The sequence below is a fragment of the Noviherbaspirillum saxi genome (assembly GCF_003591035.1).
Classification (GTDB): domain Bacteria; phylum Pseudomonadota; class Gammaproteobacteria; order Burkholderiales; family Burkholderiaceae_D; genus Noviherbaspirillum; species Noviherbaspirillum saxi.
This window is the reverse complement of the sequence record NZ_QYUO01000003.1, coordinates 910,750-924,896: the sequence shown is the minus strand read 5'-3', so window position 1 is coordinate 924,896 and position 14,147 is coordinate 910,750. Positions and strand designations below refer to the sequence as shown.

General features: G+C 56.7%; 7 protein-coding genes. All 7 read right to left on the bottom strand.

Annotated elements, in window-relative coordinates; genetic code table 11:
- Window position 1: 1 nt before the first annotated feature.
- The gene (locus D3871_RS27320) at window positions 2-1,879 is read right to left on the bottom strand and encodes a potassium transporter Kup (RefSeq protein ID WP_119772220.1); all 1,878 of its coding nucleotides are present in this window, start codon (window positions 1,877-1,879) and stop codon (window positions 2-4) included.
- A gap of 343 nt (window positions 1,880-2,222) precedes the next feature.
- Window positions 2,223-4,808: a winged helix-turn-helix domain-containing protein gene (locus D3871_RS27315; RefSeq protein ID WP_158598090.1), complete on the bottom strand. Its 2,586-nt coding sequence runs from the start codon at window positions 4,806-4,808 to the stop codon at window positions 2,223-2,225.
- A 718-nt stretch (window positions 4,809-5,526) separates the two neighbouring features.
- Window positions 5,527-9,702: a hypothetical protein gene (locus D3871_RS27310; protein WP_119772218.1), complete on the bottom strand. Its 4,176-nt coding sequence runs from the start codon at window positions 9,700-9,702 to the stop codon at window positions 5,527-5,529.
- A gap of 31 nt (window positions 9,703-9,733) precedes the next feature.
- On the bottom strand, window positions 9,734-10,153 hold the full coding sequence (locus D3871_RS27305) for a hypothetical protein (protein ID WP_119772217.1): 420 nt from the start codon (window positions 10,151-10,153) through the stop codon (window positions 9,734-9,736).
- 548 nt (window positions 10,154-10,701) lie between these two features.
- The gene (locus D3871_RS27300) at window positions 10,702-11,592 is read right to left on the bottom strand and encodes a LysR family transcriptional regulator (protein WP_119772216.1); all 891 of its coding nucleotides are present in this window, start codon (window positions 11,590-11,592) and stop codon (window positions 10,702-10,704) included.
- 21 nt (window positions 11,593-11,613) lie between these two features.
- Window positions 11,614-13,035, bottom strand: a complete 1,422-nt coding sequence (pyk, locus tag D3871_RS27295) for a pyruvate kinase (RefSeq protein ID WP_119772215.1) — start codon at window positions 13,033-13,035, stop codon at window positions 11,614-11,616.
- 8 nt (window positions 13,036-13,043) lie between these two features.
- Window positions 13,044-14,141, bottom strand: coding sequence for an ABC transporter ATP-binding protein (locus tag D3871_RS27290; RefSeq protein ID WP_119772214.1), 1,098 nt, complete (start codon window positions 14,139-14,141; stop codon window positions 13,044-13,046).
- Between the last annotated feature and the right edge of the window lie 6 nt (window positions 14,142-14,147).

Here is a 14,147-nt window from a genome sequence, read left to right as displayed (position 1 = left end):
ATCAAATCTCTATTTGAGCGCCCAATTCAATAACGCGGTTAGAGGGTACGCGGAAATAGTCAGCCGCGTCACGCGCATTACGCGACATCGTCGCATACAGCGATTCGCGCCATAAAGCCATGCCGCTCCCGATACGCGGAATCACATTATGGCGAGCAACAAAGAATGATGTTGCCATCGGATCGAACTCCAGGTCTTGGTCTTTGCACATTTCCAGTGCTTGCGGAATATCCCGCTCATCCTTGAATCCGTAGAACACGTTGACTTGATAGCATTCATGGCCCAGTGGTTCGACCTTGACCCGCTCGACAGCAGGTATCGTTGGAATGTCGGCATTGACCACGGTGAGAAAGACGGTGCGTTCGTGAAGTATCTTGTTGTGCAGCAGATTATGCAGCATCGCGTGCGGCACACCGTCGCCTTCCGCCCGGAAAAAGACAGCGGTGCCGGCAACGCGGTGGGGCGGGTTCAAAAATAGCGACTGAAGAAAACTGTCGAGCGGAATGGCATGCGATTTCAGATTTTCGAATACCAGTTCGCGGCCGGTTTTCCAGGTGAGCATGATGACGACCATCGTGGTGCCGAGCACCACTGGAAACCACCCGCCATGCAGGATTTTCAGCGTGGTCGCGGAAAAGAAGGCAGCGTCGATGACAATGAAAAATCCGGTGGCGCCCCAGCACAGCAGCAGGTTGTACCGCCATTTGTAGCGGATGACGAAGAAAGTCAGTATCGTCGTCATCAGCATCGTCACGGTAACCGCGATCCCATACGCCGCAGCGAGATGAGTTGACGAGCCGAAACCAACGACCGCAAGAATGACAACGATGCACTGTATCCAGTTCACTGCCGGAATGTAGATCTGGCCGATTTCACGTTCTGAGGTATAGAGAACGTTCATGCGCGGCAGGAATCCAAGCGCGATGGCTTGCTGAGTCATCGAGAATGTGCCGGAAATCGTCGCCTGCGACGCAATCACGGTGGCCAGCGTTGAAAGAACCACCAGCGGGTAAATGCTCCACGGGCCAAGCTGCTGGTAAAACGGATTGGAAACTGCATCCGGATTTGACAGCAACAACCCGCCCTGCCCAAGGTAGTTCAGTGCGAGCCCGGGAAAGACCACCAGAAACCAGGCGAGTCGTATCGGCTTGGCGCCAAAGTGCCCCATGTCCGCGTAAAGCGCTTCCGCACCGGTAAAGGCGAGCACCACCGCGCCTAGCGCGAAAAATGCGAGCCAGCCGTTCTGCGCAAGAAAGCGCACGGCATGAAGGGGATTGAGGGCAGCCAGAATGGCGGGATTGTCGATGATGTTGACGATACCCATAACACCGAGCGTGGTAAACCAGACCAGAACGACAGGGCCGAACCATTTTCCTATGCCAGCCGTGCCCCGCCGCTGCAGCATGTATAGCGCAATCAATACCGTGACAGTCAATGGAACCACATAAGGTTTGAATGCCGGAGTAGCGACCTCAAGGCCTTCAATCGCCGACAGTACCGAAATGGCCGGCGTAATGACGCCATCCCCGTAAAACATTGCGGCCCCCACCATCCCGAGCAGCAGAACGGGATAATACCAGCGCGATTTCTGCGAAACGGCGGACAGTGCGAGCGCTGTCAGGGCCATGATGCCTCCTTCGCCACGATTGTGGGCGCGCAGGATCAGGGTGACATATTTGAGCGAGACAATGATGATGAGTCCCCATACGATCAACGACACCACGCCGAACAGGTTGGCCTCATTGAGCGCAAGTCCGTGTTCTTTGGAGAACACTTCCTTCATGGTATAGAGGGGGCTGGTGCCGATGTCGCCATAAACAATGCCAATGGCGGTTAGGGTGAGGGTGGCAATGGGGCTTTTGGGGGAAGGAGATGTCAATTTGCACCTGACTATTTTTTTACGGTTCTTGTTGCACTCCTACAGTTCTGTTCCATTTTGGCCCCGGCCTTCTACGAGCGAGGGATTTTCAGGAATGGATCGCCAACCGTTTCTAAAATACAAACGGCTACGATAAAGATCATTGAATGAACTGTAGGCAGCGGCGCTCGGAAAGCCTTAACTTACCTGTTCCCGTATAAAAATGTCGTAAAGATTACGAGGCGAGAGCAGTTTTAGTCTGATTGGCCAGGCGACGCAACATGGCTTGGAACCGCCTTCCCATGCACTGATACGCAATCTGCTCTAGGCGCCACTCGCCGTTTCTTTTCAACGAACTTCCACCTCAGGACACTCGCGATCCCGCGGCCCGCGGCAGATCAAAGCCCAGTCCGCTCTGCACCGCTTGAATACGGGACGTGACGTTCAATTTCTCGTAGATATTTTTCAGATGCCACTTGACGGTTTCCGGCGCAACCCGAATTGCCCTGGCAATTTCCTTGTTCGACAAGCCGCGCGCCACGTGATCCAGGATTTCGATTTCGCGTGCGCTCAGGCGGCTTGCGGCAATCTTTTCCGAGACTTTTCCGCCGCCCGTCGGCATCGCTACTTCAACACCGAGATTTTGTGGCTGGAACTGGTTCAGCAAATTACCTGTGTACCAGCGTTCCAGGTAAGGGAATCCCGTCTGATCGCGATGCAATTCCTCAAGCAGCGGTTTGATGACCTCTCCTTCGTCAATAATTGACCTGGCCATGCTGTTCCGTTGCCCATACCGGAGTGCGATCGCCAGTTCCTGCAGCGCCAGTTTCGTAGCTCCCGCATGCTGAAGTCCGACTGCCAGCAGCACCCTCGCCGCACGTGGCAGCTCCCCGTGACGAATACAGAGACGGATCGCTTCCGACTTGCAGGCGGCCTCCATCCTTAGCCATCCGCGCGCCTGCGCAATGGCTTCCGCATCGTGCAGGAGCCGCTCTGCCTCATCAAAGTCGCCGCTGATCACTGCCAGCCGCGCAGAGCTGATATAGAAGCCAGCCAAAGGACCCAACGAGCAGGCTTCAATCGCCGTTTCCAGGCGATTTTGCACAATCTCCCTGACCTGGCCGATTTCGTTCCACTCATAGTAAATGGTTGCAAGATAACCGGCCGGTAGCACCGATGCGGCGGCATAACGACCTATTCGTTCATTTGCCTTGCTTGCGACCGCTTCCAGAATACGCGCCGCGTCGTGAAGCCTGCCCTCCACCAGGTAAGCCAGTCCGAACATGCTCTGACGATAAACCGTGGAATACAAGGGGTCGGTATCGTTCATCACACCAGTCGATTTGCGAAGCAGATCGACTTCCTCGAATCTCGAACCATAGCTCAGGCCGAAGACATAGGTCGTCAATCCGATCGCGTCGACCCATGATCCGGGCGGCGGCTTCCTTTCATACACACTGCGTCCGAGTTCCAGCGAATTCGTACTCTCATCGGATAAACCGGCGATCAACGCCTTCACCGCGATCACTTCGGTGAACAGGGCGTCGTTCTCGGGTAACAAGCCATTGCCGATATCGGCTTCAATCTGCTGCACCGCACTCTTTGCGTCCTTTATCTGGAGCGAAAGCGCAAGTGCCCAGGATTGTGCAAGACGCAAGTTGAGCCGGTCCCGATAAGCTTCGGCGGGCAATCTTGATACCCAACCGAGCACGGTACGTACTTCACTGATCTCCACCTGATTCATCGCGCACTCATCCACGAGCGAGGTAGCTCGCGCGATATCGCCTGCCGCCAGGGCGTGCCTCACTGCTTCAGGCCAGAGAAACTCGCCTGCATACCATTCGCTTGCCTTGCGATGTAACGCCGAGACCGCTGCCGGACCTTTACGTGCCAGGCGGCTGCGCAGATATTCCGAGAATAAGGCATGGTAACGATACCACTCCGATCCTTCACTCAGGGGACGAATGAACATGTTCTGTGAAACGAGCCAGGCCAAGGTCTCAGCGCCATTGCCTGCCCCGGTTACCGCGTTGCACAAGTCGGGCGACAGTCGTTCCAGGATAGACGTCTTCAGCAAAAAATCGAGAATGTGTGCAGGAGCCCGAACCAGGACATTTTCCTCAAGGTAGGCCCCGATACTGCGCTGCGTGCGCGGCAATCTGCGGGCAAGATCGGCCGGGTCTTCATCAGCGCACAGCGTCAAGGAAGCAAGCTGCAGCCCGGCCACCCAACCTTCCGTCGCATCGACCAGCGCCTGTACCTGACCGGCATCAAGCACGATGTTCGTCGCCTGCGCAAAAAACTCCGAGGCGGCAGCGGCGTCGAATCGCATTTGTTCTATGTCCAGCTGAACCAGCTGATCACGCAATGCAAAATAACTGAGCGGAATAATCGGTTCCGCGCGGCCTGCCATGACCATATGGAAATTTTCGGGTGCATGGCGTAGTAGCCGGAAAAGCGCTTCCCGAATCCCCGTTGACTGAAGGCGGTCGGCATCATCGAGTATGACCACCAGGCGCTTGCCAGTGACGGCAAGTTCGTTGACCAGTTCGTTGAACTGCGCATTGATCGACGTCCATGCATCCCCGTTCAACTGCTGGAAAGGGGAATGCGTCGAATCGCCGCAAGAATGGCCGATCGCGGCCATCAGGTAAGCGCTGAACTGGGTCAGGTCGTCGTCTTCCTGATCCAGGCTTAACCAGGCGACGGTATAGCCTTCTCGTCGCAAGCCTGCATACCACTCGCCCAGCAACGTCGTTTTGCCGAACCCGGCCGGTGCCACAAGTACCGTCAGCCGGCGTTCGAGACCGGCTTGCAGCCGTTGTATCAGCGCGGGACGATTCACCTGTTGCCTCGCCTTCGGCGGGGACAGCTTTGTTCTGATCAAGCCAAGCCGCCACCGGTCCTGGGAAGTGGGGAGCAGCGCCGATATCGTAGTGGAACTTGCCAAGAAAGCTTCCTTTATGCCACGTTCGCCATATGGCAGGACCGCATGCATTGCCGTCTGTGAGGAGTCATCTTTAATAAACAGTATAGGGGAAGGCGCATGGGGAAGGCTGGCAAGTGATTCTTGCCCTCAAGCTTGACTATTCATGGCACGAAGTCCGCTACCCGCTGTTTTGAAGGTTTCAGAAAGGAATAAATTTCAATGCAGACAATATTACTTCTTGCTCGTTACCTGCCCACCATGGTTGATTAACCGACTACAACAGGCTGCATTCTAGACACTGCTGCATGCATGGTGTCCCCCCCCAAGTGGGTGGGATATCCGCTCATCGCTTTTGAAGCCATGGCGCGCCGCTGCGGTAGTCGAGAGGTCAAAGCCGCAAGTCGTTCTTCCATCGGGCTGGCAGGGCCAACGCCTTTTCACGGTAAATTGGGTGAGAGGCACCTGTTAGAGTAAGCGTCTTACTATTCGGGACCTTCGCTCCACGCTCCGATGTATTCACGCCGTTCCCTCAAACCCAGCGATGGCTGCAAGGCGAAAAGCGCTTCCCTGCAAAAGCAACGGCTAAAACCATTGAAACGGCCGCTGCAGGCCCGGGCAAAATTTACTGAATCTCCCCGGGTTGCGTAGAGACTCTTTGGTGTGAGTCAGGCCGACATGGCTTACTCGGAAAGGTGTCGGTAGTAATTTGCGTCAGCTTCGGCCGGCGGGATATTACCGCTCACGCTGGCCAGCTCTTCATCGGCCGCTGTCCTTCCGCGACAGTGATGAGGCCCATCTGGATGGCGATATCGACGCCCTTTTGCTGATTCTCCAGCGTGCGTTCGCTCGCGGTGAGCTTCCACGGCATCCACGATGCTTCATGCTGCAGCAGCGCATTTTGCATATCCAGAGAATTTTCGCGTTCTGTGCGTGCTTCAAGGATTGCCGTGTTTAGCGCTGTCTTTAGCGCTTTCCTACTTTCGTGCGGTGCATTGCCTGCAGCTTTCAATTCCGTCTGGAGCTTATTCAGGCGCGCTTCGGCCTGCGTCTGTGCATCGCGCAAGCTGTCATACTGCGCGGCGGCGGAATCGACCAGCCGGTAGCTTTCCGCAAACACGTTGCGCAGCACGCGCCGGCCATCCTCCGCATGATCCTTTTCCTCCAACTCGCGGATGGTGTTGTTCAGATGTTCCGCTACTACACGCCTTTTCTCTGCGAGCGGCGCATCCTTGTATTCTTTGTATTCGGATGTCTTGAACAGTTCCACAACGCCGAGCTGCACCCACGCTTCGAAGTTCGTGCGTATGCTTTGCTCCAGCGATGTGACGCTCGAATGCTCGACATCGCGCCGGGTGTTGACCGCATCGGTTTTGCCATCGATGCTGACCAGTCGCAGTTTCGCGTCCTTGCCCGCCAGCTTCACCTGATGCGACACGCTCACGCCGGGCAGACCGACGGAGAACGTATGCTCGATTGCAGCGTCCTCCACGTTCCCGGCGATAGCGGTAACGCCAACACCGCCAGTGATTGCGATCTGTCCGCCGGTCGCATAGTTATGCCGTTCGACATTGTGATAACCGCTCTTCTCCGACACCTCGACGGCGCGCCAATCCAGATGCGTGTTTCTCACGCCGCCGCCAATCGTCAGTCCGGCCCGGACGCTGTCGAGGAGGGGCGTCGCCTTGACCGATGCATTTAAACCGGTTTCCTGCTTGCGGCTCCTGTCGCTCATGTCGTCGATCACCGCGACCGATACATGCGGGCACTCCGCAAAGATCTGCGCGAGGTTGTTCGGAATGCCGGTCGATTCCTCGTTGTTATTGGAAGCATCAAAGTTCATGCGCTCGACCTGTCCATCCTCCGCCATTTGCATCTGGAATATCAGGTCGAACAGCTTGCGCGCTTCCAGACGCATGGCATCGTCCGTGTATTCTTTGGTCACGCTGCGCGGAATCATGAACTTCACGCCTTGCTGCAGTATCCGATCCCCGACCAACGCTTTGTCGGCCGCTACGCTTCCCTTGACCAGCGCGTTGCCAACGCTGCCACTGGCGCCAGCGCCGGCTGCCGACGATGCCTTTTTTTCCGATGCGATCGTGATTTCAAAGCCGACCGTCGACATCGATATCTCGAATACCGCATTACGCCCGAACTGGCCATCCAGCCGCACCCTGGGCCCACCCGATACCGCGAAACTACCGAGGGTGGCAGCCAATTGCGTGTAATACGCGACTTCTTCCGCAACCTTCATTGTCCAATTGATCAGTTTGGCATTCGCGCCGACTACGCCGCCGCCGGTCATCCGCAGCTTTCCGCGCAACTGCAGCTGTTCGATCTTTGCCGCCAGGTATGTGTAGATGTCTTCCTGCGTCTTGATCTTTGGCGCGGACGACGTATCCATCAAGTTTTCCAGCCGCCTGACCATCCCCACCGCCGCGCTCATCGCCTGTCTGGCCGGATCATCCTCCGGAACCTGTGGCGTGAGCTGGGTTTGCAGGGCCGTCTTCCACTGGAACAGGCTTTCCGCTTTCAATGGCATCGCGATATGCTCAGGCAGCTGGTCTGCGCTCTGGTTCGATAGGTTCTGGGATTCCTGACCTGCGGTAACGACACCGGCCTGCCGCGCGAGCTCCAGGAACCGCTCCTGAATAACGGCGCTATCGCTCGCATCCAGTGCGTAATGCTCCGGACGGATCTTCTGGTCCGTTTGCGCCGTGATCCTTTCTTGCGCAATCTGCGCCGCTGCGCATTGCAGCAGCACGTCCATCGTGCTCGGATCAGCTCTCACGAGCGCCGTTGCCGCCGCCTGCAACGCCCGCGATGAACGCCTTACATAGTCATCGATCTGTCCGCCGGTCTTGACCGGATCGATGCCATACGACGTCGAAGTCCGAGCGGCCAGTTGCAGCGTGGTTTCAGACACTGGTGTCTTGCCTGTCGTCGGCAGCATGTCCACCGGCGCCATGATGCCGGTATGGCTGCCCTGCCCGATCGATCCAGTCACGCTGTCGGCGCGTTTCACTGCGCGCGGCAGCCATTCGTCCTTGAATTTTGTCAACCTGTCGGCGACATACTGCAATTCGGTTCCGGTCCCTGCCTCGGTGAAGCGATTGCGCGCCGCCGCCAGGGCGATACCCTCGGCCGGAGCGACATCAAGGCTGTAAAACGCCTTGCGTGCCCCTTTTTGTGCGGTGTCGAGCAATTGCATCGTGCTGGGATTGATCGCGCCATCTTTTTCCGCGCGCGTTTTGCCGGCGGTTAGAAAAATCTTTACCGTCTGGTCGCGCCTGGCCATCCCGCGCGCCTGCAAGTTCGGCGCATGGCCATCCTCGGCAGTGATGCGATGGATGACTTCCATGCCGCGACGCAGCGGAGCCAGCGCCTGCAGCACGGCGTCCATGTCGTTGATCGCCGCCGACCTTTGTTCGGTTGCCGGCAACTGGTCGGAGTTCGGGTTGCCCATCACCATGCCGATCACTGTTTCGAAATGTCTGCCCGCGTCCGCACTGTCCGCAGGTGCCAGTAAATGCTCCAGCAGTGCGGCGGCGCGCGCCGGATCGGCATCGCCTCCGACAGTCGACAAGGTATCGGCGATCGCCTGGTAGGCGAGCTGGAATACCTGTGCGCCATCCAGCGCATCCTTGGCCGGTGCATTCTGCGCCTGCAGGCGATTAAACAGCGTGGTGAGCTGTCCCGACAGCGTCGCACTATCGGCGTTGGCATTGAAGCCAGGCAGCGCTGCGATGATGTCTTGACAATCTTTATTACGCAATGTTTTTGCCGATTCACTTTGCGTATCGGTATACGTTGTGGCACGTTCTACCAACGCCTCTGCATTTTCAAGATCCTGCTCGGCGGCTTTCAGGTCGTCGATAAGATCTTGATTCAACGGAAGAAGATCGCCCAATGCCCGGGTCAACGCGTCGTATTTATTTTCCGGTTGCTTTGATTCGCGCTTTGGGTCCTGTGATTGCGCGGTGATCTCATCAGGTATCTCAGTGATTGCGTCAGAATCGTACGTTGCGGCGTTCTTCGGCGGCTCGCCAGCCGCAACCGCCTTCATCAGCGCGGGCAGGTGTGCGATCACCTGGTCGCCGGGTGTCACTTGATTCAACAGTTCCGCAATTGCGGCCGCGTTGGCATCGATGGCGGACTCCAGGCCGGGTTCCGGTAGGCCGAGCGGGTGGCTTGGCGCGGAACTGCGTTGTTTCGCGAACAGCACTTCGCGTTCTTTCACCAGTTCAATCAAGCGCGGACCGTTGGCCTGCAGTGCCTCCAGGCGCTGCGCGCGCCGATAGGTGACGACTTCATGGTTTTGTTTTGCCTTTTGCAGCAGATGCTGCACATTGGCGAGATGCTGCATGCCGATACGCGCATTGAGCTTGTTCTTGTCAAGTAATTTTTTCAGAGAACGTTGCGATCCTTTGTTTTTCCCAACTTTTCCCCGCTCTGCGCGGGAGTGCGGGGTCTGCATTGCCCTTGTCATGTTTGGTTCGTCATCCGTCGGAAGCGACAGTACGCCGACAGAAAATGCACGCTTCCGCATGGGTGCACTGGTCACTCTTTTCAGTCCGCTATAAGTAAAAATAGACGATGACCGTGGCGGTGTGTCGACGGCAGTTGAAGTTTGCGACGCTTTCTCAAGCGCTTCCATCCCGAGCGACGCCGCATTGATCTTCTCGCGAGTCTCAGCCATCTGTTTCCAATGCTCAGTAATTTTTTCACCGGATCCGAGTTGCAGGTATTTTTCCTTTGTCATCAGCGCGGCGGGTGACGGCGGCGCCTCCCGTGCACGAATGTCTGCTAGTTGCGCCTTCTGCGTCTGTTCATGGCGGACAGATGCTTCGTTTACGTAAACACCCACATTGACTTGTGTGGTCGTCAAGCCGTTCGGCACTTGAGGAAAATTGGTCATGTTGTCTCTATATGTTGTGTATGGCAGTCGGCTATAGTGCGTTGGCGTTGAGTCGCGCCTGCAGGTCGAATGCGAAGGTCAGCGCGTCTTCTGCCCAACGCAACCATTGATCAACTGGGACATCGGCGTCGCAACGCCATAGCAGCGCAAGCTTTCCATCGGTCGTCAGCGGGCTGACCGGGAACGCGTAGTCGTATGCGGCGCTCAAGCGCGTCAGCAGCGCTTCCCAGTTCGCTGCGGTCAGCGCATCGAGCCGGGCTATTTCACAGACCAGCGACAGATATCGCGTGTCGACGCGGCGCACAATGACCGGATATTTGTCGGCCATCGTAAAAAAAAGCACATCGTGTTGCAGCGTGTTCAGCGGCAGGTCGAGCAGATCGCGCAAGCGCTGCAAATGCTTGTCCTGTTGCGTATGGGCTTGCGGCTGGGCGCCGGGCTCTTTTTTCATTTGGATCGTCCTTTTCTGCGCAATGCGCCTTAGAAAAATGGTGATCCACACTGCCGGAACTGGACTGACACGGCACGATAGTCGACAGGCGGTGGACCAGTTTGCGTGGGTTGCGTCAATGAGTGGCCGCCACATCGCAACGAGTTCCATTTATTGCTGCGAGCATGGCGTTTGTGTGATTTGTGCACTCATGTGCATACACAAAAGACGAACGGCGGGACGAGTGCGCAGCATTGCCCTAGAGCGGATTGGTTTTGACAGTAGCGCGGGCCTCGGTGCCTGCGTGGAGGCCTCGGGTATTTGCCTGAAACGTGCAAGCACGGGGGTCCGCCTAACAATTACTAGCGATATTTTTTATTGGAGCTGTCCGGGACAAATCCCTGTTGGACGGAATGGTATCTGTCGAATGCCAGAATGGATAAACGGTTGCTGGAAGTGCTTAATCCAAAGAAGAGCGCGTTTGTGAATGTCAAGTCGACAGCACTTGAAGCCGACACGCCCGCAAATATCGAAACCTGATATAGCAGCAAAAAAGCAGCGAAAATGCACTAATTGTTGATGCTGCTTCCCCAGGTATCCCGCAGTATCGAGAGCATCCCCACCACAACCGGATCGAACTCGGCATCCACACGGTAAAGCAGGGATAGCTGGGTATCGGCGGAGGCGTGGCTCCAGATCGCCACTTCTCCCTTTTCGGCGGTGATCAGTGCAAGGTCTTCCCGCATAAGGGATAGGCCGAGACCAGCACGAACCAGGCTGTGCGGGGACGTCAATTCGTCTGTTTCCATCACGATGTTTGGGCGCAACCCTTGCCGTCCAAACATGGACACGAGTAATTGATGGATATGGCTCTTTTCAGGCGCACCGATCCATGGCATCGCGGCAATTTCACCCCAGCCGCATGCCGGCAGGCGTTCCGCATAGCTCATTGGCGCCACTACGCGGTATCGCACTCCGCGCAATGCGAGACTGGCTACATCCGGACTCTGCGCCGTTCCGATATAAAACCCTGCTGCAATTTCGCCCGACGCCACCGCATCGAGATTGGCGACGGCCAGGGCAGACCGCGTTTTGATTTCGAGGAGCGGCAGTGCCGACAGTAGACCGTTCAGGAAACTGCCGAGCCTGAGAAAATCCGGATCTCCCAATGTTCCGATCAGTACACGTCCGGTAATTTCTCCCTTTAATTCTTTTGCCTTTGCCAGCGTGGCATTGAATGCGCTCAAGGTCTTTTCTACCTCGGGCAGCAGCATTTCACCGGCTTTGGTGAGCGAGATGCGGCCGTGCCCACGGTCGAACAAAGTAATACCCAATTCCTGTTCGAGCGCCTTGACATGGCCGGTCACTGCCGGCTGGGTCACATGCAGCGCGTCTGCCGCCTTGGTGATATGGCCAAGCTTGGCAACGGTGATAAAGGTGCGTAGCTGATAAATTTCCATAAAGGTGGACCTGTTCTCCGTTTATGTCCAAGCTATGCGCATCAGATTGGTCGACCCTGGGGTGCCGAACGGCATGCCGGCCACGATAACGAACGGCCTTTCCGGCTGGGTAAAACCTGCTTTCTGGGCGGCCTGATAGACATCGTCAAGCATGCGTTCAACGCTGGGGGCATCGGCGGTATGCACCGGATACACGCCCCAGACCAGCGATAGCATTCTTGCCGTTTCAATCAGCGGGGACAATCCCAGTATCGGCGAGCGCGGCCTTACCCTGGCCACGGCAAGGCAAGTCGAGCCGGACAGCGTGTATGCCGCTGTGAAACATAGAGGCAACAGTTCGGCCGTGCCACGTACGGCAGCACTGATCGCTTCGGTCGAACCGACTTTCTCCGGTAAGGAATAATTGCCATGCACTTGCTGTGCATAGGCGGTATCTTGTTCTACCCGCTGGGCGACGCGATTGATTACAGCAACCGCATCTGCAGGATACTTGCCATGAGCGGTTTCGGACGATAGAACAATGGCGTCCATGCCATCATAAACCGCGCTGGCGACATGATTGGCTTCGGCGGCTGCCGGCGTGGGATGATGTACCATCGATTCCAGCATTTGCGTCATGGCGAGTACCGGCTTTCCCTGAGCAAGGCACTCACGCACAATCCGACGCTGGGTAACGGGCACCTCTTCCATGGCGAGTTCGATAGAGAGCGCATCACGTACAATCATCGCGGCGTCTGCCGCAGCGACAATCTTTTCCAGGTTTTGCAAAGCCTCGCTCCGTTCGATCTTGGCGATAATGCGGGTTTTCCCGGCCTCGCCGATCTGCTGCCGAAGCGCGGCGATATCGTTCTCATCCTGCACAAGCGATAGCGCGACCCAGTCGACACCAACCGATAACCCGAAAGCCAAGTCATCGATATCCTTGTCGGTCAATGAAGACATGGGCAAGCGCACATTCGGTATCTTGATCTCTCGCCCGTCTTCGACGAGTCCTCCTGTCAAGACACGGGAATAAACGGTATTGTCTGCAACTGATTCGACGCGCAGCAGGATTCTGCCGTGCTCGAGATGCAAGACATCACCTTCAGAGAGAACCGAATGGATCGCGGGATACGGCAGGCAGACCCGGGTATGGTCGCCTAAGGCCGGCGACTGGTCGAAACAGAATCGCTGCCCGGTCACCAGTTCAACACCGGACTGGCGAAAGCCGCCGATACGTAGCTTAGGACCCTGCAAGTCCATCAGCAATCCGAGCGGCCGTCCGATTTCATGTTCGACCAGACGGACAGCGCTGCATAATTCGCGGTGGTCTTCGCGGCCGCCATGTGCCATATCGATCCGGAACACATCGGCGCCTGCTTCGAACAGCTTGCGCACATCCTGAGATGTGGCCGATGACGGGCCAAGTGTCGCGATGATTTTCAGATTGCGTTGTCTACGCATACCGGTGCTCACAATGGCAGATAGCGGATCTGCGAGGTCTCGATCCCGAGTCGCACCGGCGCCGACGGCGGAAATGGCGCCATCCCGGAAAAGTGAGACTGGTCGGCGGTTACAACCGCCTCGCCGACACGTACCCGATACCGGGTAAATTCGCCGAGAAACTCAACGTGTTCTATCGATCCGTTGAGCCACACATAGGCACCATCACGAATGGCGTCGCCGACCGTCATGCGAATAGTATGCGGCCTGAAGCTGATGGCGATTTTTCCTGCGCGCGCATCCGGATGTTTGGGGAGTCTGATCTCCCCAATGCCCGGCGTACGAAAACGCAACATGTCGCCGGTCAGATCATCGATCTCGCCGCTTATCAGGTTGGTGGTACCAACAAAATTGGCGACAAACGGATTGCAAGGATAATCAAACAGGGCGGCCGGTGTGCCCAACTGCTGCACGATACCTTTATCCATCACGGCCATGCGATCCGCGGTAGTCATCGCTTCTTCCTGGTCATGGGTGACGAATACCGTCGTAATGCCAAGCTTGCGCTGAAGCGAAAGGATTTCCTGCCGCATCTGCACACGAAGTTTCTTGTCCAGATTGGACAAGGGCTCATCGAGCAGAAGCACCTGGGGTTCGATCACCACGGTGCGCGCCAAGGCCACGCGTTGCTGCTGGCCGCCGGATAGCTGATTCGGGCGCCGGGAGGCATATTGCGACAGGCCGACCAGATCAAGAACGGCGCCCACTTTTTGTTTGATGGTGGCTTTGTCGATCCGCCGCTCCACCAGGCCGAAGGCAACGTTGTCCCACACGGTCATGTGAGGCCATAGCGCATAGCTTTGAAAAACCATGCCGATATTGCGCGCATGTGGCGGCACGCCGGTGATGTCCTTGCCGTCCACCAGCAATTGCCCGCGTTGATGCTGATTGAAGCCGGCAATCAGGCGCAGCAGAGTCGATTTACCCGATCCCGACGGGCCGAGCAAGGCAAAGAATTCACCGGGTTCGATACGCAGGTTGATATCTTTGAGAACTTCGGTTTTGCCACCGTCATACGACAGGCCGATATTTTTGCATTCGACCGCGATCTTTCTGAGTTGCTTCATGGGGTG

Coding starts and splice junctions, on each gene's coding strand:
- D3871_RS27310 (WP_119772218.1), bottom strand. CDS start 9,702: ATGACCAATTTTCCTCAAGTGCCGAACGGCTTGACGACCACACAAGTC.
- D3871_RS27305 (WP_119772217.1), bottom strand. CDS start 10,153: ATGAAAAAAGAGCCCGGCGCCCAGCCGCAAGCCCATACGCAACAGGAC.
- D3871_RS27300 (WP_119772216.1), bottom strand. CDS start 11,592: ATGGAAATTTATCAGCTACGCACCTTTATCACCGTTGCCAAGCTTGGC.
- pyk (WP_119772215.1), bottom strand. CDS start 13,035: ATGCGTAGACAACGCAATCTGAAAATCATCGCGACACTTGGCCCGTCA.
- D3871_RS27290 (WP_119772214.1), bottom strand. CDS start 14,141: ATGAAGCAACTCAGAAAGATCGCGGTCGAATGCAAAAATATCGGCCTG.